This is a genomic window from Streptomyces sp. CA-249302, from assembly GCF_050936785.1.
GTDB lineage: Bacteria > Actinomycetota > Actinomycetes > Streptomycetales > Streptomycetaceae > Streptomyces.
The window spans coordinates 1,341,417-1,363,276 of the sequence record NZ_JBNJMG010000001.1; the positions used below are offsets into that span (position 1 = coordinate 1,341,417).

General features: G+C 71.3%; 18 protein-coding genes and 1 pseudogene. 3 read left to right on the forward strand and 16 right to left on the reverse strand.

The window, feature by feature from the left end:
* Positions 1-10: 10 nt before the first annotated feature.
* Positions 11-817, forward strand: a complete 807-nt coding sequence (locus ACQEWB_RS06035) for an SDR family oxidoreductase (RefSeq protein WP_432827806.1) — start codon at positions 11-13, stop codon at positions 815-817.
* Between the two features lie 107 nt (positions 818-924).
* On the opposite strand, the pseudogene ACQEWB_RS06040 reads toward ACQEWB_RS06035, so the two are convergent.
* Positions 925-1,104: pseudogene (locus ACQEWB_RS06040) on the reverse strand (alpha/beta hydrolase); the annotation flags it as partial.
* A 159-nt stretch (positions 1,105-1,263) separates the two neighbouring features.
* Here ACQEWB_RS06040 and ACQEWB_RS06045 point away from each other — a divergent pair.
* Both ACQEWB_RS06045 and ACQEWB_RS06050 read left to right on the forward strand, forming a co-directional pair.
* Positions 1,264-2,484, forward strand: a complete 1,221-nt coding sequence (locus ACQEWB_RS06045; RefSeq protein WP_432827808.1) for a metallophosphoesterase — start codon at positions 1,264-1,266, stop codon at positions 2,482-2,484.
* Positions 2,485-2,644: 160 nt separating this feature from the next.
* Positions 2,645-3,331 carry a phosphatase PAP2 family protein gene (locus ACQEWB_RS06050; protein WP_432827810.1) on the forward strand — a complete coding sequence of 229 codons (687 nt, stop codon included), beginning with the start codon at positions 2,645-2,647 and terminating at the stop codon, positions 3,329-3,331.
* Positions 3,332-3,338: 7 nt separating this feature from the next.
* On the opposite strand, the gene ACQEWB_RS06055 is transcribed toward ACQEWB_RS06050, so the two are convergent.
* Genes ACQEWB_RS06055 through ACQEWB_RS06125 form a run of 15 tightly spaced genes read right to left on the reverse strand, consistent with a single transcriptional unit; the run spans position 3,339 to position 21,853 of the window.
* Positions 3,339-4,673 (reverse strand): glutamate-1-semialdehyde 2,1-aminomutase, encoded by a 1,335-nt coding sequence (locus ACQEWB_RS06055; RefSeq protein WP_432827812.1) that lies wholly within the window; start codon positions 4,671-4,673, stop codon positions 3,339-3,341.
* A gap of 41 nt (positions 4,674-4,714) precedes the next feature.
* Positions 4,715-5,263, reverse strand: coding sequence for a dTDP-4-dehydrorhamnose 3,5-epimerase (rfbC, locus tag ACQEWB_RS06060; protein WP_432827814.1), 549 nt, complete (start codon positions 5,261-5,263; stop codon positions 4,715-4,717).
* Positions 5,260-6,471 (reverse strand): polysaccharide pyruvyl transferase family protein, encoded by a 1,212-nt coding sequence (locus ACQEWB_RS06065; protein WP_432827816.1) that lies wholly within the window; start codon positions 6,469-6,471, stop codon positions 5,260-5,262. Before ACQEWB_RS06065 ends, rfbC begins: the two co-directional genes overlap by 4 nt.
* Positions 6,468-7,415, reverse strand: coding sequence for a glycosyltransferase family 2 protein (locus tag ACQEWB_RS06070; protein WP_432827818.1), 948 nt, complete (start codon positions 7,413-7,415; stop codon positions 6,468-6,470). Before ACQEWB_RS06070 ends, ACQEWB_RS06065 begins: the two co-directional genes overlap by 4 nt.
* Positions 7,412-8,719, reverse strand: a complete 1,308-nt coding sequence (locus ACQEWB_RS06075) for a hypothetical protein (protein WP_432827820.1) — start codon at positions 8,717-8,719, stop codon at positions 7,412-7,414. Before ACQEWB_RS06075 ends, ACQEWB_RS06070 begins: the two co-directional genes overlap by 4 nt.
* Positions 8,716-9,999: a DUF4910 domain-containing protein gene (locus ACQEWB_RS06080; protein WP_432827822.1), complete on the reverse strand. Its 1,284-nt coding sequence runs from the start codon at positions 9,997-9,999 to the stop codon at positions 8,716-8,718. The genes ACQEWB_RS06075 and ACQEWB_RS06080 overlap by 4 nt, the downstream gene beginning before the upstream one ends.
* Positions 9,987-11,012, reverse strand: coding sequence for an NAD-dependent epimerase/dehydratase family protein (locus ACQEWB_RS06085; protein WP_432827824.1), 1,026 nt, complete (start codon positions 11,010-11,012; stop codon positions 9,987-9,989). Before ACQEWB_RS06085 ends, ACQEWB_RS06080 begins: the two co-directional genes overlap by 13 nt.
* A 3-nt stretch (positions 11,013-11,015) precedes the next feature.
* On the reverse strand, positions 11,016-11,663 hold the full coding sequence (locus tag ACQEWB_RS06090; protein ID WP_432827826.1) for a PIG-L deacetylase family protein: 648 nt from the start codon (positions 11,661-11,663) through the stop codon (positions 11,016-11,018).
* Positions 11,660-12,445 carry a sugar phosphate nucleotidyltransferase gene (locus tag ACQEWB_RS06095; protein WP_432827828.1) on the reverse strand — a complete coding sequence of 262 codons (786 nt, stop codon included), beginning with the start codon at positions 12,443-12,445 and terminating at the stop codon, positions 11,660-11,662. The genes ACQEWB_RS06090 and ACQEWB_RS06095 overlap by 4 nt, the downstream gene beginning before the upstream one ends.
* Positions 12,442-13,701 (reverse strand): class I SAM-dependent methyltransferase, encoded by a 1,260-nt coding sequence (locus ACQEWB_RS06100; RefSeq protein WP_432827830.1) that lies wholly within the window; start codon positions 13,699-13,701, stop codon positions 12,442-12,444. Before ACQEWB_RS06100 ends, ACQEWB_RS06095 begins: the two co-directional genes overlap by 4 nt.
* Complete coding sequence (locus tag ACQEWB_RS06105; RefSeq protein ID WP_432827832.1) at positions 13,698-14,942, reverse strand: glycosyltransferase; 1,245 nt, start codon at positions 14,940-14,942, stop codon at positions 13,698-13,700. Before ACQEWB_RS06105 ends, ACQEWB_RS06100 begins: the two co-directional genes overlap by 4 nt.
* A 2-nt stretch (positions 14,943-14,944) precedes the next feature.
* Positions 14,945-16,177 (reverse strand): O-antigen ligase domain-containing protein, encoded by a 1,233-nt coding sequence (locus ACQEWB_RS06110; protein ID WP_432827834.1) that lies wholly within the window; start codon positions 16,175-16,177, stop codon positions 14,945-14,947.
* A 1-nt stretch (position 16,178) separates the two neighbouring features.
* The gene (locus ACQEWB_RS06115; protein ID WP_432827836.1) at positions 16,179-17,726 is read right to left on the reverse strand and encodes a right-handed parallel beta-helix repeat-containing protein; all 1,548 of its coding nucleotides are present in this window, start codon (positions 17,724-17,726) and stop codon (positions 16,179-16,181) included.
* 9 nt (positions 17,727-17,735) lie between these two features.
* On the reverse strand, positions 17,736-19,676 hold the full coding sequence (locus ACQEWB_RS06120; protein ID WP_432827838.1) for an alginate lyase family protein: 1,941 nt from the start codon (positions 19,674-19,676) through the stop codon (positions 17,736-17,738).
* The gene (locus ACQEWB_RS06125; RefSeq protein ID WP_432827840.1) at positions 19,673-21,853 is read right to left on the reverse strand and encodes a bi-domain-containing oxidoreductase; all 2,181 of its coding nucleotides are present in this window, start codon (positions 21,851-21,853) and stop codon (positions 19,673-19,675) included. The genes ACQEWB_RS06120 and ACQEWB_RS06125 overlap by 4 nt, the downstream gene beginning before the upstream one ends.
* Positions 21,854-21,860 lie beyond the last annotated feature (7 nt).

Genomic DNA, 21,860 nt, shown 5'->3' on the forward strand with positions numbered 1-21,860 from the left:
AAGGACGGACATGCCGGGTCTCATGCAGGACAAGGTCGCGATCATCTCGGGCGCCGGACAGGTCGGAGGCCTCGGCCACGAAAGCGCCCTGCTGCTCGCCCAGGAGGGCGCCAAGGTCGTCATAGCGGCCCGCTCGGCGGAGGGACTCAAGGCCGGCGCGAAGTCCATCGAGGAGGCGGGCGGCACCGTCCTCGCGGTGCCGACCGACATCACCGACCCGGCCCAGTGCGCGCACCTGGTCGACGCCACGGTCGCGGCGTTCGGACGCGTCGACTGCCTCGTCAACAACGCGTTCAACGCCAACCCGCGAGGGCCGCTGGGCGATGCCGACCTCGACGCCTGGCGGGACGTCTTCGAGGTCAACTTCTGGGGCAGCGCCCGGCTGTGCCAACTCGTGCTGCCGCACATGAAGAAGCAGCGCTCCGGCTCGATCGTCAACATCCTGGCGCACATCATCTTCAAGCCCCAGCGGGTGCCGCAGACGGGCATGTTCGCCTACGCCTGCTCCAAGAACGCCCTGTACACCCTCACCCAGGCCCTCGCCCTGGAGGTGGCCGAGTACGGCATCAGGGTCAACTCCCATGTCCCCGGCTACATGGACGGCCCCAGCGTCCGATCCAGCTTCGAACGGCTCAAACAGCAGGACGAGAAGGCATGGGCGACCGCCGAAGGCGCCGTACTCGACATGATCCCCCAGCGACGCATCCCCCCGACCCGGGAGTGCGCCAAGTCCGTCCTGTTCTTCGCCTCCGACCAGCTCTCCAGCGTGATCACCGGACAGGCACTCCTCGTCAACGGCGGCGAGGCACTGCACTGAGCGCTGCGCACTACGTGCCGGGCGGCGGTCGCGAAACGTACCCAAGGCCGGCAGTCAGGCTCGCAGGCCGCGGCACAGTGCCCCGATCTGGTCGGCAAGCACCGGTCGTCCAACTCGGGCGTGCAGAGGAACTGGAAGCGGATGTCGGGGCCGCCGCGGTCCCGGGCGAGCAGCGTGACGGCAGCCGCGAGACCGCCACCGGCGCATTCGCCGATTACACCCAACCGGCCTTCTGCGACACCGAGTTCGGCCGCTTTGCGCGCCGCCCAGGTCAGGGCGGCGTAGCCGTCGTCGGTGGCATCGAGACCTCGGACGACGACTCCCGGCCACTGGGCCCCGAGATGGACCGACCGGTCACCGGCCCGTCCCGATCAACGCGGAACCGGAGGTCCGGAGGCGACCGGATACAGTGCGCGGGACGGTAGCCCGGTCAGGGAGGGGAAAGCGTGACCGACACCAGTGACACCCGGCCCGCCGAGGGTGCGGCGCAGGTGGCGCGGCGGAGTCGGCTGTACCGGCTCATGCGCTACATCCCCCTGATCGCCCCCGTCCTGCTGTGGGCCGTGCCCTGCTGGGTGCTCCTGTACGGCGGCCAGCACTGGCCGTTGCCCGTCACGGTGGCCGGCACCGCCCTGTTCGTCCTCGGTCTCGTCGGTATGCCGCTCGCGATGACGCGCGGCCACGGCCGGCGCCAGCAGGACCGGGCGGCGATCATCGGTGACACCCTGCTGGGCGGCAGCTGGGTTCTGTTCACCTGGTCCGTGCTGCTCGGCGTACTCCTGCGGCTCGCGCTGACCCTGGCCGGCGTCGGCGGGAGTCAGGACCGGGCCCGGATCGTCGCCTGGGCCGTCCTCGGCGTGACCGCCGTACTGCTCGCCTGGGGGTACGGCGAGGCCCGCCGCGTGCCGCGCGTGCGGCGGCTGGATGTGCAACTGCCGCGGCTGGGTGCCGGGTTGGACGGCACCAGGGTCGCCCTCATCACCGACACCCACTACGGTCCACTCGACCGCGCCCGCTGGTCGGAGCGGGTGTGCGAGACGGTGAACGCCCTGGAGGCCGACCTGGTCTGCCACACCGGCGACATCGCGGACGGCACCGCCGAACGCCGCCGTGCGCAGGCCGTCCCGCTCGGTACCGTGCGGGCCACCCACGCCCGGGTCTACGTCACCGGCAACCACGAGTACTACAGCGAGGCCCAGGGCTGGGTCGACCTGATGGACGAGCTGGGCTGGGAGCCGCTGCGCAACCGCCATCTGCTGCTCGAACGCGGCGGCGACACCCTCGTGGTCGCCGGTGTGGACGACGTCACCGCCGAGTCCTCCGGCCTGGCGGGCCACCGTGCCCACCTCGCCGGAGCCCTGGACGGCGCCGACCCCGACCTGCCCGTCCTGCTCCTGGCGCACCAGCCCAAGTTCGTCGACCGGGCGGCAGCCGCCGGCATCGACCTCCAGCTCTCCGGTCACACCCACGGCGGCCAGATCTGGCCCTTCCACCACCTGGTCGGCCTGGACCAGCCCGCCCTCGCCGGGCTCAGCCGCCACGGCGCCCGCACGCTCCTCTACACCAGCCGCGGCACCGGCTTCTGGGGCCCGCCGTTCCGCGTCTTCGCCCCCAGCGAGATCACCCTGCTCGTGCTCCGCAGCCCGCACCGGCCCACGTCGCCGTAGCGTCGTAGCACTGAACAGGCCAACATACGTGGCCGGTTCCCGCCTCTTCCTCGGCTCCGGACCAAGAAACACCCAAGCGGACTTCAAGATCTGAACTGGTGACCGAAGGACGGTTACGATCCCTTGAAGGGCACGGTCGGATCACGACAGGGGGCTCGAGTTGAATCGCCTGGCAGAAGCGGAACCGGACGTCCGTCCGGACCACTCCGTGCTGCCCCGGTCGCTCGCCACCTGGCTCGGGTCGATCGCGGTCCTCGCCGCGCTGGTGGTGGGCCTGATCGGGAGCCTGTACGCCGGGCACAGCAAGCCCGGCCGGGTGGACAGGTGGTTCGTCGAGCCGACGGACGACAGCGTGCGGGGACCCTGGAGGCGGGTCGCGCTGACCCTGGACTTCCTGGGGGAACCCGCTGGTTCGGTGCTGGTGATGGTGGCCGTCGTGACGGGCTGCCTGCTGCTTCGGCGTCCCCGGGCGGCGGTGCTCTTCGTTCTCGGCGTCGCCGTGACCGTGGGCACGGCGACGCTGCTCAAGCATCTGGTGGGACGCACCATCCACGGTCCCGGCAACCTGTCCTATCCGAGCGGGCACACCGCCTTCTTCACCTCACTCGCCCTCGTCGGGGCCCTGCTCGCGACCGGTCGGCTCGGCCTGGGCAGGGCGGCCGGCATGTCACTCGTACTCGCCGCGGCGCTCGTGGCCGGCGCCGCGATGGGATGGGCGCAGGTCTCCCTGGGCGCGCACTATCCGACCGACGCCCTCGGCGGCTGGTGTACCGCGCTGGCGCTGATCCCGGCGACCGCGTGGCTGGTCGACCGGACGGCCGATGCCCGTCGGCGGGAGGGTCGGTGACGTGACGTCAGGCCAAGCGGCGGAACACGGGCTTCACCGGTCGCCCGGCCAGCCAGGGCGTGGGGTCGGCCGCGTCCAGTGCCTTCCGGTACACCGCACAGGCCTGGGCCACCACGTCGACGGTGTGGTCGATGTCGGCCTCGCTGAGCGCGCTGCTCACCACGAACGACGGGGCCAGCACCCCGCCGGCGAGCAGTCGGCGCAGGAACAGGGTGCGGTACTCCTGCGAGGGCTGACCGTTCTCGTCGAGGGTGGCGAAGACCAGGTTGCTGGCCCGGCCCCGGACCACGACGTGCTCGCCGACGCCCATGCCGGCCGCGGCGTCCCGGACACCGGCGGCCAGCCGCTCGCCGAGGGCGTGCAGCCGCGCGGTGACGCCCTCTTCGGTATAGACGGTCTGCACGGCCATCGCGGCGGCCAGCGAGTGCGTCTCCGCGCCGTGCGTGGTGGACAGCAGGAACACCCGGTCGCCGGAGTGGCGCAGCCCGCCCCGCTCCATCAGCTCGCGGCGTCCGGCCAGCGCGGAGACGGCGAAGCCGTTGCCCAGCGCCTTGCCGAAGGTGGAGAGGTCGGGGACGACGCCGTACAGGCCCTGGGCGCCCGCCTCCGACCAGCGGAAGCCGGTGATCATCTCGTCGAAGATCAGGACGCAGCCGTGCCGGTCGGCCAGTTCGCGCAGGCCGGCGAGGTAGCCGGGCGGCGGCTCGGAGTGGGTGGCCGGTTCGAGGATGAGGCAGGCGACCTCGCCCTGATAACGGGTGAGCAGTTCCTCCGTGGCGGCCAGGTCGCCGTAAGGGAAGGACACGGTGAGCTCGTTGGTCTCCGTCGGGATGCCGGCGGACATCGGCGTGGTGCCGATGAACCAGTCGTCGGTGGAGAAGAACGGGTGGTCGGCGCAGAGGGCCACCCGCGGGCGGCCGGTGGCGGCGCGGGCGAGGCGTACCGCGGCGGTGGTGGCGTCGGAGCCGTTCTTCGCGAACTTCACCATCTCGGCGGTCGGCACCGTGGCCAGGAAGCGTTCCGCGGCCTCGACCTCGACGATGGACGGTCGTACGAAGTTGCTGCCGCGGTCGATCTCCCGCCGGACCGCCTCGGTCACGCGCGGGTGGGCGTGACCGAGGCTGACCGAGCGCAGGCCGGAGCCGTACTCGATGTAGCGGTTGCCGTCGACGTCCCACACGTGGGCACCGCTGCCGTGGCTGATGACCGGGGCCAGGTCCTCGGGGTACTGGTCGTCGCCCTTGGCGTAGGTGTGTGCGCCCCCGGGGATCAGGGAGTGCAGTCGCTCGTTCGCCGTCCGTGATTTGGGCAGGGCGAATTCGCCGGTGTCCTCGTTGTGCACGCCGACCTCAACTTTCCTTGTGCTTCAAGACATTTGGTGCGTCAAGCCATGTGCTTCAGGACCTCGGCGAGGCTCGGTGCCTCCCGATCCCGCTGGGACATCGACGTGACCGGCAGTGGCCAGGGAATGGCGAGTTCCGGGTCGTCGAAGGCGATCGTCACGTCCTCGGAGGGATCGTGCTCTCTGTCGATACGGTATGAGGTATCTGTGATTTCGGTAAGAGCCTGGAAGCCGTGAGCACATCCCGCCGGGATGTAAATGGTCTTCTGCGTCTCACCGGACAGCTCGAAGAAGGCCCGGCCGAGGTACGTCGGCGAGTCCGGGCGCAGGTCCACGACGACGTCGAAGATCTGCCCGTACGAGCACCGCACCAGCTTGGCCTCGCCGGCCCCGGAGCGCAGGTGCAGGCCGCGCAGCACGCCCCGGACCGAGCGGGAGACGCTGTCCTGGACGAAGGCGTGCGGGTCGAGGCCCACCGAGCGGACCACGTCGGCGTCGAAGGTGCGGCAGAAGAAGCCGCGTTCGTCGGCGTACGGCGTCGGCTCGAAGAGGAACGCGCCGGCGATCTCCGGGACTTCGGTCGCTTTCATGAAGCCTTCCGTGGTGCGTGGGCGTTCGCCGGGAACAAGGTCGTGGTCAAGTCGGTGAACTGCTCGGTGAGTTGCTCTGCGGCGACCCGGTTCCGCTCGGCGAGGGTCTGTCGTAGCTCCGTCGCGTGCTTCTCCAGGTCCCGGAACTGTTCGAGCAGCCGGTCGGCGTCGACCTCGCGGGCCGGGTGGCAGTACGTGCCGAGGCCCATCCGGTCCATGAGCGCCTCGCTCTTCGCCGCGTAGCAGAGGGCGAGAACGGGCGTTCCGGTCTTCAGCGCGCAGATCAGGTTGTGGTAGCGGACGGCCACCACAGAGTCGGCGGCGGCCATCTCGTTCATCAGGTCGGCCAGGGACGCCGGTTGGGCCGCGGTGACCAGCGGCGAGTCGACCGCGTCGAGGATCGCCGCGACCACGGCCTCGTCGCAGGTGTCGCCGGTGAGCAGCCGGACCGGCCTGCCCTCCTCGACCAGCGTGCGGACGAACTTGATCGTCCCGTCGAGGTAGCGACTGTAGATCTCGTCGGCCCGCGCGCGGTCGTCGTTGCCGCCGTGGAAGTCCATGACGCCGAGACAGACGGTACCGGGTGTGCCGGTGGGCGCGCCGGACTTCGGCGTCGGCAGGGAGAACGCGAGGTCCGGGTAGACCTCGTCGTGCGCGGTGTCCACGCCCATCGCGCGCATCGCGTCGCGGGACTGGCCGTCCCGGTAGGAGCGGTACGCGGCCATCCGCGCCGCCCAGCGCACCAGGGCCCGGGTCGGGCGGTTGCGGATCTCGGCGGCGCCGACGCTGACCAGCGCGACCCGGGTGCCCGTCAGCCGTCCGCTCGCGCAGAGCAGGAACAGGGAGTACGGGAAGCCCCACGGCCGCAGCGGGAGCGTGGCCTCCAGGACGCCCATGCCGGGCACGATCACCACGTCGTGGCGGCGCACCCAGGCGGCGGTGCGGAAGACGTCGACGAGTTTGCCGAGTCCCTTCGACGCGACGGCGCCGGCGCGGGACGCGGTCCGGTACTCCGCGCGGTTCCAGTGCAGCCGGGTCGCGGGGATGCCGAACTTCGCGGTCACCGCCTCGGGTCCGCCGCACAGCGCGTCCACCTCCGCGTCCGGATGCTCGGCGCGGAGGTAGCCGAGGACGGCTTCCAGGGATCCGTCGTTGCCGAGGTTTCCGGAGCCGAGCAGGCCGAACAGGCCGATACGGACAGCGGTCACGCCTGCCTCCCCTCGCGGCCGGCGACGAGGGCGTCGACGGAGACGGTGAGCTTGGCCGGGTCGACCGGGGCGCGGTCCTCGACCCGCTCGCCGGCGCCCGGGCGGACCCGGCTGGTCATCCACGCGGCCATGTGGCCGTAGCAGGCACGCCGGTCGGCCGGAGAGATCGGCGCCCGCCGGATCGCCGAGGCGAAGCCCCAGACGTACTCGGCGAGCAGCCGGGGCGTCGGGTGCAGCAGGCCGGCCCGGCGCGGGTCGAGGTTGACGCAGCGGGAGCGCTTGGAGGGGTTCGCCCGCTCGGCGCGGGTGGGGTGGTCGCGGCGGAAGTACAGGAGTTCCGGGACCTGGTGGAAGCGGCCGTGCAGGGCGATCTCGGCGACGAAGGTGCGGTCCGCGTGGTGGTAGCTGTCCATCGGCTTGACCCGGCGCAGTGCGTCGGCCCGGATGACGCCGTAGAAGTCGTCGCCGCCGGGCTCGAACAGCATGCTGCGGAAGCGCTCCGGGGCGTGCGGCGAGTCTGTGGCGAGGGTGTACTCGTAGGGGACCTTCACCTGGCCGTCGCCGTCGATGACCGCCTGGTCGGCGTGGGCGAGGATGACGTCCGGCCGCTCGTCCAGCGCCTCGATGCAGCGGCGCAGCAGATCGCGGGCGTAGAGGTCGTCGTGCGAGGCCCACTTGAAGAGCTCGCCGCGGCACTCGGCGAACACCCGGTTGTGGTTCGGCGTGGCGCCGATGTTCCGAGGCAGCCGGAGGTAGCGGATGCGGGAGTCCTGCGCGGCGTACTTGCGGCAGATGTCCTCGGTCCCGTCGGCGGAGGCGTTGTCGGAGATGACCAGCTCGAAGTCCTCGTAGGTCTGGCCGAGCAGGGCGTCGAGCGACTCGGCCAGGTACTCCTCGCCGTTGTAGACGGGCAGGCCGATCGTCAGCCTGGGTTGGGAGGTCATGAAGTCCTCACTTCGGGAACGGAGTTGGGGTGGCGCTCACGCAGGGCGGAGCGCAGTTGCAGCCACCACACGGCCGAGCCGCCGACGGTGGCCGCGGCGACGCCCCAGGCCGAGCCGACCGTGCCGGCCAGGGCCGCCCCGCCGAGCCCGCCGCCGACGTAGCAGACGGAGGCGAACAGCTGGGAGCGCAGGCTGCGCCTGGCGGCGCCTAGGGCGCGCAGCCCGGCCGCCGCGCCGGTGCCCAGGCCGGCGCCCGCGACGCTGAAGGTGATCGGCACGATGAGATGCGAGGAGGAGTGCCAGACGCTGCCGAGCAGGAGGTCGCCGAGCCGGTTCGGCAGCAGGAGCAGCGACCCTCCCCACAGAAGTGCGGCGGTGGCCTGCCCGCCGCCGAGCAGGAGACAGAACTTGCCGAGGCGGTGCGGTGCCTGCCGCACCACCCGTGCCGCCTCCGGGACGGTGACCAGCGACAGTCCCATCAGTACGGCGAGGAAGGGGCCCATCAGGAGTTCGGCACCGCGCACCGCGCCCACCGCGCCGACACCCACGATCGCGCCGAGCCCGTAGGCCCGCAGCTGGCTCGCGCCGCTGAGGCTGACGTTCTCGACCAGGTACCGGTAGCCGAGATCGCGCTGCTCGCGCAGCCACCCGCGTGCCTCGGTCGCCCGGGGCCGGATGCCGGACTGGAAACAGCCGTACGCGGCGGCCACCGCGGCGGACGCGCCCCAGGCGAGGACGAAGGCCGCCACGGTGCCCGCGCGGGCCGCCAGCACCATGGCCGGGACGAGCGCCACACACCACACGACGTCGTTGACGAAGGCCTTGCGCCCGTTGCCCGCGGCGAAGAACGAGAACCGCCAGGCGTCCTGGAGCAGCAGCCCCGGCATCATCACGCCCAGGCAGACGAACGCGGGCCCCAGTCGGCCGCCGAGAGCCAGTCCGGCCGCCAGGGACACCGCGCCGATGGCGGTACCCACGCCGAGCGCGGTACCCGTCGACCGGGCCACGGCCCCGCGCCAGGACGCCTCCGGCACGCCGCTGAAGCGCACCACGAGCGGGTCGGTGGCGAGGCCGCGGGAGACGTTGAGCACCACGCCGTAGGTCACCCAGGCCAGGCTGAACACGCCGAACGCGGTGACCCCGAGCGAGCGGGCCACGTAGATGCCCACCGCGAAGTTGCTGATGCTGGAGGCCGCCTGGTCGGCGAGTCCCCAGGACAGCCTGCCGACGAGGGCCCGCTTGGCGGACCGGGCCGGTGGCACCGCTGTCTGGGAGCTCTCCCCCTCGACGGGCATGGACGTCATGTCTTGATCAGCCCTGCCTCGTGCAGGGCGTCGGCCGCGTCGGCGACGGTGTCGAAGGGCAGCCCGGACCGCTCGGCGACATCGAGCAGGTCGTGCTCGCCGTCGGAGAGGTTGAGCACCCAGAGCATGGCCATCTGGGCCTGCTTGGTGTCGCTGCGCCCGCCGAGCGCGTCGTACAACCCGCGCCGCCCCAGCTGTGGTTCACCGTACGGGCTGAGGTTGACGTACTGCCGGTTGCGGTCCAGGACGGCGAAGGCCTCGCGGCAGACGGCGAGGGTGTCCGCCATCGCCTCCGGGGAGACGAAGTCCAGGTTGTCCGCCGAGGTGTGGTACTCGGGGTAGCCCGCGTACGGGGTCCGGGTGAGGGAGCCGACGCCTAGGTTGAACCCGGGCGAGCAGTACTGCCGCTCGTCGTAGCCGTACGGCGTGAACTCGTTGATCCGGTGCGGGCGTTCGGAGGCGGCCAGCACGTGCCGCAGCACCCGGTCGATCTCCGCGTCGCCGCGCCGGCTCTGCTTGTACGTGAGCGAGCCCGGGTCGCCGGCACAGGCCAGCACCAGCCCGTGCTTGACCCGCGCCACCCGCTCCGCGTTGCGGGCCAGCCAGGTGATGGCGCCGATGGTGCCGGGCGCGAAGATGAACCGGTAGGTGTAGTACGGCGTCTGCTCCGCCAGTTGACGGGCCAGGAACGTCGCCACCGCGACGCCGGCCATGTTGTCGTTGGCCAGCGCCGGGTGGCAGGTGTGGCAGGAGACGATCACCTCGTCGGCGACCTGCCCGGGGACCACGTGCTCGGCGTAGGTGAGATGACCGTCGGCGAGGGTGGAGTCGATGCGCACCTCGTACTCGCCGTCCGGCATCGCGTCCAACGTGTCCTGGGCCAGGCAGAAGCCCCACTCCGGCTTGTAGTAGCTGGTGCGGTACGGCACCCAGGACGGCTGGTCCGGCAGGGTGTGCAGGTGTCCGCGCAGCTCGGACAGGGGCATGGTCGCCGATACCGGCACGCTGTAACCGAGCACGTGCAGGCTGGACTCGGCGAAGTCGACGACCCGCCTGCCGGTGCCGTCGGCGATGTACGCGTCCCGGATGTTCCACTCCTGCGGCACCGTCCAGTCGAGCACCTGGGTCCCGGTCGGCACCTCGTGCACGTCCAGCGGGATGTACTCGCCGACGATGTCGAGGGTGGCACGCACACCGTCGCCGGTGATGCTCCGGCAGAGCGGGTACACCCGCTCCACCAGTGCGTGCATCTCCTCGCCGGTCGTGGTCATCGGCGCCACCGCAGGGTGTCGTCGACGGTGCCGGCCTCGGACGCGGCGCGCAGCACGGCGAGGCGGGTGAAGCGCTGCTCGAAGTCCTCGCGGGTCAGCCCGTGCTGTCGGTAGGCGTCGGCGAGGTCGAGCGCGCCCTGCTTCACCGTCCACTCGCAGTCGAAGCCGGGGATCGCGGCGCGGAACCGGGAGAAGTCGACCCGGTAGGACCGCGGGTCGGCGCCGTTCTCCCCGGTGATGTTCACCTTCGCGCCGGCCACCGCCTCGGCGACCTGTTCGGCGATCTCGGCGACGGTGACGTTGTTGACCTCGCTGCCGATGTTGAAGGCCCGGTCGTGGACCGCTTCCCGGGGCGCGGTCAGCGCGGCCGTGAAGGCCCGGGCGATGTCGACGGCGTGCACCAGCGGGCGCCAGGGCGTGCCGTCGGAGAGCACCAGCACCTCACCGGACAGCAGGGCGTGGCCGACCAGGTTGTTCAGCACGATGTCGGCGCGCAGCCGGGGCGAGTAGCCGAAGGCGGTGGCGTTGCGCATGTACACCGGGGTGAAGTCGCCGTCGGCCAGCTCGTGCAGGTCGTCCTCGACCCGCACCTTGGACTCCGCGTACGGCGTCACCGGGCGCAGCGGGGCGTCCTCGGCCACCAGGTCGTCGCCGCCGGCGGCGCCGTAGACCGAGCAGGTGGACGCGTACAGGAAGCGGCCCACGCCGGCGTCGCGGGCCAACTGGGCCAGTCGTACGGACGCGTGGTGGTTGATGTCGTACGTCAGCTCCGGCGCCAGCGAGCCCAGCGGGTCGTTGGAGAGCGCGGCCAGGTGGATCACGGCGTCGACGCCGGCCACGTGTTCGGCCGTGACGTCGCGCAGGTCCACCTTGTGCCCCTGCGGGTCCGCAGGCTGCGGGCCCAGCACGCAGTCGGCGAACAGGCCGGCGTCGAGGCCGACGACCTCGTGTCCGGCGGCGGCGAGGACCGGGGCCATGACGGTTCCCAGGTATCCCTGGTGTCCGGTCAGCAGTACGCGCATGGTTCAACCCCCCAGGTTGAGCGTGAGTTTGGTGACGGCGAACGCTTCGGCGTATCGCTCGTGGCATTCGATGCCGCGGATCCGCGCGAGGCCGAGGAAGGCCTCCCGGTCGTACCAGGGCCGGTGCCGCTGCGAGGCGTAGTGCTCCTGCAGCAGCCGCACCTTCTCCTCGGCGAGCTCCGTCGACAGCGGCTGGTAGGCCGCCATGCGGCCGAGGTCGCCGTCCCATTTGACGATCTCGTAGCCGAGCACGAGGTGGTCGCGGAAGGCGGTGGGGATCAGTTGCGCCAGGCCGCGGTGGTCCTGGTGGGCGTCGTCGGTGCGCGGGGCGAGGATCAGATCCGGGTCGGTCCGCGCGCGCAGTTCCTCGACGGCGGCCTTGGCCTCGTCCCAGTACACGGGAATCCGGCCGTCCGGCAGTTTGAGCACGGTCAGCCGCAGGTCGGCGCCCGGGCAGAAGGCGGCGAGCGCTGCCCGCTCCTCCTGCTCACGGTCGCTGCCGCCGCCGGAGAGCACCAGCGCGTCGACCCGGAGACCGGGCCGCGCCCGGCACAGGGCAAGCAGCGTGCCGCCGGCCCCGATGGCGATGTCGTCGCAGTGCGCACCGACGGCGACGACGGCGTCGAGGGACCCGACTCCGAGTCGGATCACGCGCGCACCCCCTGCTCCCACACGGCCCACGGGCGGTCGCCCTGGGCGTAGGCGGCGTCGAGCGCGGCGCGCTCCTTGACGGTGTCGGTCGGCTTCCAGAAGCCGCGGTGCTGGTGCGCCACCAGCCGCCCGCGCTTGGCGAGTTGGGAGCATCCGTCGGCGACCAGGTCCCCGTTCTCCGGGATGTGGTCGAAGACCTCCTGGCGGAGCACGAAGTAGCCGCCGTTCTCCCACAGCGGCAGTTCGCTCACCGCGGTGATGCCGCCGACCAGGCCGTCCTCGCCCAACTCCACGCAGTGGAAGGAGGACTGGGGCGGTACGACCATCATCGACGCACCGGCGTCGCGCTGCTCGAACTTCTCGATCATCTCCGGCAGCGGGGCGTCGGTGAGGACGTCGGCGTAGTTGGCGAGGAACATCTCGTCGCCGTCGAGGTGGTGGCGTACCCGGCGCAGCCGCTCCCCGATCGGCGACTCGATGCCGGTCTGCGCGAAGGTGATCGTCCAGTCCGAGATGTCGGTGGACAGCAGCTCGGTCTTCCCGCCTCTCAGCACGAAGTCGTTGGACGTCGTCTCCTCATAGTTGAGGAAGAAGTCCTTGATGTGGTGCGCCCCGTAGCCGAGGCACAGGATGAACTCCGTGTGCCCGAAGTGCGCGTAGTAGCGCATGACATGCCAGATCAGCGGCCTGGGGCCGACCATCGCCATCGGCTTGGGGACGTCGTCGGAGGTTCCGTTGCGCATCCGCATCCCGTAACCGCCGCAGAACAGGACGACCTTCATGCTGTTACCTCCTTCGCGGGCACCTCGACGATGCTCAGTTCCGGGATGGGAAAGACGAGCCGGCCGCCCCACTCGTGCACGAAGGACAGCTGTTCGGTCAGTTCGGCGCGCAGGTTCCACGGGAGGATGAGCACGTAGTCCGGCTTGTCCGCGGCTATCTGCTCGGGCGGCAGGATCGGGATGCGGGTGCCCGGGGTGTACCGGCCGTGCTTGTACGGGTTGCGGTCGACCGTGTACGCCAGCAGGTCGGGCCGGATGCCGCAGTGGTTGAGCAGGGTGTTGCCCTTGCCCGGGGCGCCGTAGCCGACGACCGTCTCGCCGCGCTCGGCCGCCTCGATGAGGAACTTGAGGAGGTCCCGGCGCACCTTGGCCACCCGGGCGGAGAACTCGGTGTACCCGGACAGCTCCTGGAGCCCGGCGGCCTTCTCCCGGGCGAGTACGTCGGCCACCCGCTCGCTCGGCTCGCCGGCCACCTCGGCCGGGCGGGCCCACAGCCGGATGGAGCCGCCGTGGGTGGGCAGCAACTCGACGTCCACGAGGGCGAGTCCGCCGCTGGCCAGCGCCCGGATCGCGGAGGCGACCGTGTAGTACTGGAAGTGCTCGTGGTAGATCGTGTCGTACTGGTTCTCCTCGATCAGGGTCAGCAGGTGCTGCACCTCGATGGAGACCCAGCCGTCGTCGGCGACCAGGGCACGCAGTCCCTGGGTGAAGCCGACCACGTCGGGGATGTGCGCGTACACGTTGTTGGCCACGACCAGGTTGGCCGGGCCGTGCTCGGCGCGGACGTTCGAGCCGGTCTCCGGGCTCAGGAACTCCGTGAGCGTGGGCACGCCGGCGTCCCGGGCCGCCGCTCCGACGTTCACCGAGGGCTCGATGCCGAGGCAGCGGATCCCCCGGTCCACCACGTGCTTCAGCAGGTACCCGTCGTTGCTCGCGACCTCGACCACGAAGGCGTCGGTGCCTTCGGCGTCGAGCCCCACACGCTCCACGGCGTCGGCGACGAACGTGCGCGCGTGCTCCACCCAGGAGGTCGAGAAGGAGGAGAAGTACGCGTACTCCTTGAACGTCTCCTCCGGCGTGATCAGCGGCGGGATCTGCGCCAGCCAGCACTCCGTGCAGACCTGGAGGTGCAGCGGGTACGCCGGTTCCGGCTTGTCGAGTTGGTCCGCGGCGAGAAAGCTCTCACATGGCGGCGTCGCCCCCAGGTCGACGACGCTCGCCATCGCCTCCGAGCCACAGAGTCGGCATCGTGTCATCTGCTGTTCCCATCCCCCCTGCTCGCGCGGGTGTCCCCGCCGCGAGTCCGTTCCGACCGACCCGCGATCGCGGTGCGGTACTCCTCCAGCAGGCGCTCCAGCCCGACTTCCGGGCTGAACCCCTGTTCGTAACGGAGCCGGGCCGACTGGCCCATCTCCCGGTTGCGGTCCGGCTCGGCCGCGATCCGGCGGAGGCAGGACGCGAGCGAGGCGGCCTCCCCCGGCCGGTGCAGCAGCCCGGTCACACCGTCCTCGACGAGTTCGACGAAGGCGCCGTGACCGGCGGCGACGACCGGGACCCCGGCCGCCATCGCCTCCACGACCACCAGGCCGAACGCCTCCAGCCAGGTCGAGGGAGCCACCACGGCGACGGACTGCGCGATGGCCTTGCGGCACTCGGCCGGGTCCAGCAGACCGAGGTGGCGCACGTCGTCTCGGCCCGCCGCCCAGGCGGTCACCTCCGACTCCAGCGGGCCCGTGCCGGCGATCGCGAGCGGGACGCCCACGCCGCCGACCGCCGCGATCTCGTCCCACGCGGCCATGAGCAGCCGTACGCCCTTGGCCTCCGCGAGCCGGCCGAGGTAGAGCAGCTGCTCTCCCCCGTCCTCCCGGCGAATGCCGGGCTCCGGCACGAAGTTGTGCTTCACGGCCAGGCGCTCGGCCGGCATGCCCGCCCCCGCCAGGACCTCGCGCTGGGCCGCGGAGATGCAGAAGAACCGCTCCACGCCGGACCACCAGCGCCGCCGGTTGGCCGACAGGCTGACCGCGAGCGGCACGGTCGCCAGGCGGGAGTCGCGGTAGCAGCCGTGCCGGACGGCGGGCAGCGGCACCTTCGATCCGACGCATTCGGTGCACGGTCGGCCGTCCCGTTGCAGGGTGCCGGGCGGGCAGACCTGGGTGTAGTTGTGCAGCGTGGCGACGGCGGGCACGCCGGCGTCGGCGCAGGCGGCGAGCACCGCGGGCGACAGGAGCGGGAAGACGTTGTGGACGTGGACGACGTCCGGCCGCTCGGCGCGGAGCCGCGCGGCGAGTTCCGTGCGGACGGCCGGGTTCCACGGCACCCGCAACGGCACCGCGACCTTGGCGAGGAGGGACATGGCGCCGATGTCGTCGCTGCGCCGCTCGAACAGCTCGACCCGGTGGCCGGCCGCGCGCAGCAGCTCCACCTCCTGGTCGACGACCTTGTTCTCGCCGCTCGGCTGCGCCGAGCCGTAGCGGTTGTGCACCACAAGGATGTGCATGCTCACCTCACCTCCGATCTCTGGGCCCAGCGCGGGACGTGCCGTCGCGGGACCTCGGGCAGCGCGAGGGGCGTGGCCTTGGCGGGTGCCGCCAGCAGCGAGGCGGCCAGGGCCAGATGCAGCAGATACGGGGAGGCGTCGCCGAGGCCTGCCTCGGTGTACGAGGCGATCGCGCAGTAGCTGATCAGGAAGATCGCGCAGGCCCGCTGTAGCGACGGAGGCCGCAGCAACGCGACGCCGCCGAGGACGATGATGATGATCGCGACCAGGGTGACGCCGATCAGGCCCTGCTCGTTGTAGACGGCCAGCCAGCTGTTGTCGATCGGCAGCCCGCCGAAGGACTTGTCGCCCAGGCCCACGCCGAACAGCTTCTCCCCGGTCGTCCGGGGCGCGGCCAGCAGGGCGTCCCAGACCTTGGCCCGGCCGGTGAGGCTGGAGAAGTTCTCCTTGCTCTGTCCGCGCAGGAACCACGTCTGGAGCATGGAGGCGAATCCCACCGCGGCCACTGTGGCGATCGCCACCGCCCAGGTGAAGAAGCGGCGGGCCGCGGCGCTGGTGAGCAGCAGCGAGCCGATCGCCAGCACGAGCCCGAGCAGCAGGCCGAGCGTGGCCGTCCGGGTGTGGGTCAGCGCGAGCAGGACGAGTGACGGCACGATGACCATCGCGGCGCTGGCCCGGTCGGTCCGGCGGCCCAGCAGGAGCAGCACGGTGAGCCCGATGATCACGGCCGCGTACTGGCCGATCTGCGGCGGGGTGAGCGGCCACAGATCGCCGACCAGCCGCCCGCCGTAGAGGTCGGGCAGGGCCATGCCCGGGGAGACGACCAGGCCGAGGGCCACGGACGCAAGCACCGCGAAGTACATCCGGATGTGGTGCCGTACGAACGTCAGACTGCCGTCCCACCAGCGGCTGAGCAGCCACAGCGTGCAGACGAAGAGAGTCAGCCGGAAGCAGCGGAACAGCGCACCGAAGCCGGACTCCAGCTGCACGCTGGAGATCAGGCTCGTCACCAGCAGCAGGGTGAGCAGGAGAACGTACGCGCTGGGTCGGATGCGCAGCCGGAGATTGACCGTGAGCGCCAGCGTGAACGCGGCGACCAGCGCGCCCATGGTGACCAGCTGGATGAGGGAACGGGGCAGCGGGACGATGGTCTTCGCCCCGGCGGAGCCGAGCGTGTTGAGGACCAGCAGCCCCCAGACCGCCCCGACGATCTTCGGTGTGCGCTCCTCCTCCATCTCAACCACCGGCCTTTGCGGTGAGGTCGAGGGTGCTGCCCTTGTCCTGCTGGTACGGCGTGCCCTGCCACTGCGTGAAGTCGAGCACGCGGGCCGGGTCGTGGGCGACGAACTTCCACGGTCCGACGTAGACGTTGTCGTGCCAGCGGTTGTGCTGCTTGGTGGTGATCGCGTCGGCCACCCGCTCGCCGTGGTACGGCGACCAGTCCGGATAGGTGCCGTAGTTGGACAGCACCGCCATGCGGTCGCACTTCTGCGTGCACTTGAGGACGGACTTGTCGAGCACGAAGCGGTTGTCGTGGATGTCCACCCGCTGGGTCTTCCACCGGCAGTCGGAGTAGAGCGGTGCCTTGGCGATCGCCGGCTTCTTGCAGCTGCCGGTCTTCTTCACCAGCAGCGTGCAGTCACCGGAGGAGGTGTTGGCCGGGCTGTTGCAGAAGCGGTCGGCGTTCTCCCACAGGGTGATCCCGGACCAGTTGTTCTCCAGCACGTTCTTGTAGATCTCGATCTTGTCGGTGCGGGCCTTGATCCGTGGTTCGCCGCCCGACTCGGAGAGGTAGATCGTCGCGAACGGGAAGCTGTCGCCGGCGTCGGCGGCCTTGCGGCCCTCGACCCAGTTGTTCCGCCGGATCGTGTTGTTCCGGATGATCGCGTTGTAGCTGATCTCGTAGATCAGCGCGGCACCGTCGTTGGCCTCGATGACGTTGTTCTCGATGATGAAGTCGTTGTTGTTGGTGTCCGCCCACAACCCGGTTCCGCGGTTGTCGTGCACCCAGTTCCCGCGGATGTCCGCGCCGTTGACGTCCCAGAACTTGATGCCTCCGGTGCAGCCGCAGCCCGGCTTGCGCCGCTCCCAGTCGCCGGTGTTGTTGCCGACGATCTCGTTGCCCTCGACCACCAGGCCGGTGACGCGGCCGTTGCCCTTGTACGCGTTCATGCCGTACTGGCCGTTGTTCTTCAGGCAGTTGGCGCGGACCTGCTGGCGGGCACCGGCCATCAGCCCGGCACCGTCGTTGTCCTGGATCGTCGAGTCCTCGATCACCCATCCGTCGGCCGAGTCGTGATTGACCACGCCCTCGTCGGACGGCGCCGCGAAACGCTGCACGGTCAGGTAGCGGATGGTGACGTCTTCCGCGCCGCCGCTGAACGCGTACTGGTTCTTCTTCCCGCCGTCGAGCACCGCGCCCGGCGCACCGATGTAGCGGTCCCCCTTCTTGGGGACGACCTGGGCGTAGCGGTCCGGGTCGAGCCGGTGCTTGCCCGGCCGGAGCCAGAACGTGGTGTTCGGAGGGCTCTTCTTGGTCTTCGCCGCCAGGTCGCCGACCTTCGCGGGGTCGACCGTCACCGCGCCCGCCGGTGCCTTGGTGGGCCCGGCCGCGGGGTTGGCGCACACCCGGGCCAGGGATGTGGTCCGCGCACCGGAGGTGGTCGGCACGGCGGTCGGTTTCGCATCGGCTTGCGGTGTGCTGCTGTCACAGCCGGTCGCCGCCAGCAGGGCCAGCGCCAGCGGTGCCACCGCCAACGCCCAGGGCCGCCTCTTGATCCCCACGTGCCCCCCCTAGCCGCGGAACCTGAGCACGGTGGTGAAACCCGCCGTGCCGTCGGTGGAGCCGGTGCCGATCAGGGTGGTGGCGGGTTCCTTGCGCCCGAAGCCGGCGGAGTACCAGCCCAGCGGCGGCTCGCTCTCGCCGCGATGCGCCTGCCAGGACAGCTCCTCGGGCAGGTCGAGTACGGCGGAGCGGTCCTCACCGTCGCGGGTCCAGGTCAGCTGGGCCCGGTTTCCGGTCAAGTCCGCGGTGATCTCCGGGCCCAGGTGGAACGCCAGGTTGACGGTCCGGCGCGGGCCGCTCACCTCGTCGACCAGTCTCAACTCCTGGCTCTCCGCGGTCAGTTCCACCCGGCGGCGGTGCATGGAGCCCTGGTAGCCGTCGTGTTCGGCGGTCCAGCGGGCCACCTCGCCGGACGTGTCCGCGCTCAGGACACGGGTCCGGGCATGCCGGGTCCACAGGAACGGTCCGCCGGAGACGGACTGGTCCTCACCGTCCAGCTGGAGGGTGTTGTGGCCGAGGGTCGACCGGAAGTACTGCCGCCATTCGGGCTGCCCGTGGTAGCAGTACGTCCCCGGGTCGGCGAGTACGTCGACCCCGTCGTGCCGCACCTCCACGGACAGCGCGTCCGCGTGGGCGTGCGCGGCGATGGACAGGAAGCCGTGCGGACCGCCGTCGCAGCGGCACCAGATCTCCTCCGGGCCGCGCAGGATCGTCATGCCGGCGTCGGCGAAGTGGGCCGGTCGGCTCGCCGGGCGGGCCGCGGACGGTTCGGTCGGCTTGACGAGCGCGGCCAGCAGCGGGGTGCGCACATCCGTGCCGGTCACCGTCGGCCACCAGTCGAGCCGGCCGAACACGGCCTCCCCGGTGGCCAGCAGCGAGCCCCAGCGCTCGGTGCCCGCGCCGTCCACGATCAGACCGTGTCCGTCGTCCGCGTCCCCCTGACGCGGCGGCCGGAGCCGGTTGTCCACGACGGCCGCGAGCGCGTCGGTCATGCGCAGCAGTACCAGGCGGACCGTTGCCGGGACTTGGACTCCTGCGGCGTCCGCCTCGGCCACCGCGGCCAGGCCGAGCTCCAGGACCAGCCCGTGGTACTCGGTGGCCAGTTCGCGGTTGAGGCCGGAGGGGTAGGTGTTGTTGCGCAGCTGCCGCTCCAGCGAACGCAGCGCGTCGGCCCGCCAGCGCGCCGAGGCGGGGAACCAGTCGAACGCGCAGGCCGCGGCGAACTGCCCGGCGTCCTCGGCGATGACGTGGTTGTTCGCCGAGGAGCCCCGGCTGGGGAAGGCGGCCAGCCAGCGTTGGTGGTGCCAGATCTGGTTCAGCGCCACCGGGTTGTCCTCGAACAGCCCGGCCGCGCCGGGCCAGCCGTCGAGCAGCCGGCGGATCCACACCCAGGACAGCAGCCGGATGCCAAGCTCGATGCCGCTGACCCAGTGGACGCCGCGCAGCGGCGGGTTGGCCGACCACCACGACCGCAGGTGCTCGGCCACGCGCTCGGCGTACCGCTCGTTCCCGGTGATCGCGTAGGCGGCGGCGAGCTGGGTGAGGTACTGGTGCCGGGACGGCTCCCAGATCTGCTTGATGTCGCCCACCGCGCTCTCGTCGCGGTACGGCACGTCGAAGGCGTAGACCTGCGGAGCCCGGCGCCCGGTCTTCGGGTCGTACGACCAGTCCGGGTCGGCCAGGTCGTCGCGCTCCACCCCGAAGAACTCGCCGTGCCCGTCCATCAGCCGGTCCGCCTCGGCGACGAGACGCTTCGCGGCGTCCGGTGCGATGGCGGCGATCGTGCCCGCGGGCAGGACCGCGGTGAACCGGGCGCCGGTCACGCTCGGGCAGTCGGGCTGCGCCGAGCGCCAGCGGCGCCTGCGCACCGTGTCGCCCACCCGGCCGGCGATCTCCTGCGGTCCCATCCGGGACAGCCGCCGGAGGTACCAGCCCGCGCTCATGGTCATCGGGACCTCGCCAGGGTCACCGGCGCGCCGCCGGCCAGGCCGGCCTGCACGGCGAGGGTGGCCGCCGTGGTGGCGACCAGCGACTCCAGCGGCACGGGCATCGGCCCGCCGGTCCGAACCGCCTTGATGAACGCGGCCAGTTCGGCGTTCTGGCCCTTGTCCCGGGCCTTGGGCAGCCGCGAACTGACCCACTTCTTACGGCCGTACACCGAGGCGCGGACGAAGTCGTCGAGCCGCAGTGCGCTGCCGTCCGCGACCAGGTCCAGGGTCTCCTTGGGGAAGCCGGACGGGCCGGTGGTGACGTAACTGATGGTGGCGGTCGAGCCGTCCGGGTAGCGCAGCACGACCTGGAGGTCCTCGTTGCCGGAGGTGGCGGTCGCGTACACCGAGACCGGGTCGGCGTCGAGCAGCCAGCTCGCCGTGTCGATGAAGTGGCCGCCCTCGCCGGCGAACCGGGAGCCCTCGGTGCCCTGTTGGAGGTACCAGCTGCCGTGCTGGAGTCGGCCCGCGTTGACCAGGTAGCGGAGGTTCGCCGGGCCGGTCCGGGTACCGAACCTGGTCCTGGCCTCCTGGAGCAGCGGCGCGAAGCGGCGGTTGAAGCCCACCTGGAGCCGGTCGTTGCCGGACTCCTCTACCGCCGCGAGTACGCCGGCCAGCTCGTCCTCGGTGAGGGCGAGGGGCTTCTCGACGAACACGGTCTTGCCGGCCAGCAGTGCCTTACGGGTCAGTTCGGCGTGCGAGCTGTGCCGGGTGACGACGAACACCGCGTCGACGGACTTGTCGCCGAGCACGGCGTCGAGGTCGGTGGTCGCCTCCTCGAAGCCGAACTTCCGCTGGGCGTTGGCCCCGGACAGCGCGGTCGTGGTGACGACCGTCGACAGCTTCACGCCCTCGCGCTGTGCCAGGTGCGGCAGCAGCATCGACGTCGCGTAGTTGCCCGCGCCGACGAACGCCAGTCGCACCGGCGAGTTGGTGGCCCGGGCCGGACTCGGCTTCACGGTCACCGCGGGCACGGCGATCGCCGGGGCCTCCGGCTCGGCCTTCTCGCCCTCCTGCTCGGGGTACCGGAACAGGACCGCCACGGCCTTGAGTTCGCCGTCCTTCAGGCGCTGGTACGTCTCGACGGCGTCGTCGAAGTCGGCGACGTGGGAGATCAGGGGTTCCACGTCGACGCGCCCACGGGCCATCAGATCGAGGAAGCAGGCCAGGTTTCGGCGCTCGGTCCAGCGGACGTAGCCGATCGGGTAGTCGCGCCCCTCCAGCTCGTACGACGGGTCGTAGCGCCCGGGTCCGTAGGAGCGCGAGAACCGGACGTCGAGTTCCTTCTCGTAGTACGCGTTCCACGGCAGGTCGAGGCGGCACTTGCCGATGTCGACGACCCGGCCGCGGTCCCGGCAGAGGCGGGCGGCGAGCTCGACGGGCTGGTTGCTGCCGCCGCCGGCGGCCAGGTACACCTGGTCCACGCCGTGGCCGTCGGTGAGTTCGGCGACGGCGGCTTCCACGGCCGCGGACCCAGGGTCGCCGCAGGCCGCGGCGCCCAGGCGCTCGGCGAGTTCGCAGCGCGCCGGGTCGGGGTCGGCGCCGACGACGCGGACTCCCGAGGCGGTGAGGAGCTGCGCCACCAGCTGCCCGATCAGGCCGAGGCCGATGACGAGGGCGACTTCGCCGAGCTGCGGCTCGCCCTGGCGGACGCCCTGCATGGCGATCGACCCGACGGTCCCGAAGGCCGCGTGCTGCGGCGCGAGGCCGTCCGGCACCGGGGTGTAGAGGTTCTTCGGCACCCAGTTCAGCTCGGCGTGCAGGGCGTGCTCGTTGCCGGCGCAGGACACGAGGTCGCCGACCTTCACGTCGTCGATGCCGGCGCCGACCTGCTCGACCACTCCGCACAGCGAGTAGCCGAGCGGTGTGTAGGAGTCCAGCTTGCCCATCACCTTGCGGTAGGTGGCCGGGACGCCGTTGGTGGCCACGCTCTGCATGACCTTGGCCACCTGGTCGGGGCGGGAGCGGGCCTTGCCCAGCATCGACATGCCGGCCTCGGACACCTTCATCAGCTCGGTGCCGGTGGAGATCAGCGAGTAGGCGGTGCGGACCAGCACACCGCCCGGCTTGCACCCCGGCACCGGAACGTCGAGCACCGCCAGCTCGCCGCTCTTGTAGTTCTGTACGACCTGTTTCACCGAAGTC

Bases quoted from the DNA above. Each gene is read 5' to 3' on its own strand.
- ACQEWB_RS06035 (WP_432827806.1), top strand. From the start codon at position 11: ATGCCGGGTCTCATGCAGGACAAGGTCGCGATCATCTCGGGCGCCGGA.
- rfbC (WP_432827814.1), bottom strand. From the start codon at position 5,263: ATGAAAGCGACCGAAGTCCCGGAGATCGCCGGCGCGTTCCTCTTCGAG.
- ACQEWB_RS06070 (WP_432827818.1), bottom strand. From the start codon at position 7,415: ATGACCTCCCAACCCAGGCTGACGATCGGCCTGCCCGTCTACAACGGC.
- ACQEWB_RS06075 (WP_432827820.1), bottom strand. From the start codon at position 8,719: ATGACGTCCATGCCCGTCGAGGGGGAGAGCTCCCAGACAGCGGTGCCA.
- ACQEWB_RS06085 (WP_432827824.1), bottom strand. From the start codon at position 11,012: ATGCGCGTACTGCTGACCGGACACCAGGGATACCTGGGAACCGTCATG.
- ACQEWB_RS06095 (WP_432827828.1), bottom strand. From the start codon at position 12,445: ATGAAGGTCGTCCTGTTCTGCGGCGGTTACGGGATGCGGATGCGCAAC.
- ACQEWB_RS06100 (WP_432827830.1), bottom strand. From the start codon at position 13,701: ATGACACGATGCCGACTCTGTGGCTCGGAGGCGATGGCGAGCGTCGTC.
- ACQEWB_RS06105 (WP_432827832.1), bottom strand. From the start codon at position 14,942: ATGCACATCCTTGTGGTGCACAACCGCTACGGCTCGGCGCAGCCGAGC.
- ACQEWB_RS06110 (WP_432827834.1), bottom strand. From the start codon at position 16,177: ATGGAGGAGGAGCGCACACCGAAGATCGTCGGGGCGGTCTGGGGGCTG.
- ACQEWB_RS06120 (WP_432827838.1), bottom strand. From the start codon at position 19,676: ATGACCATGAGCGCGGGCTGGTACCTCCGGCGGCTGTCCCGGATGGGA.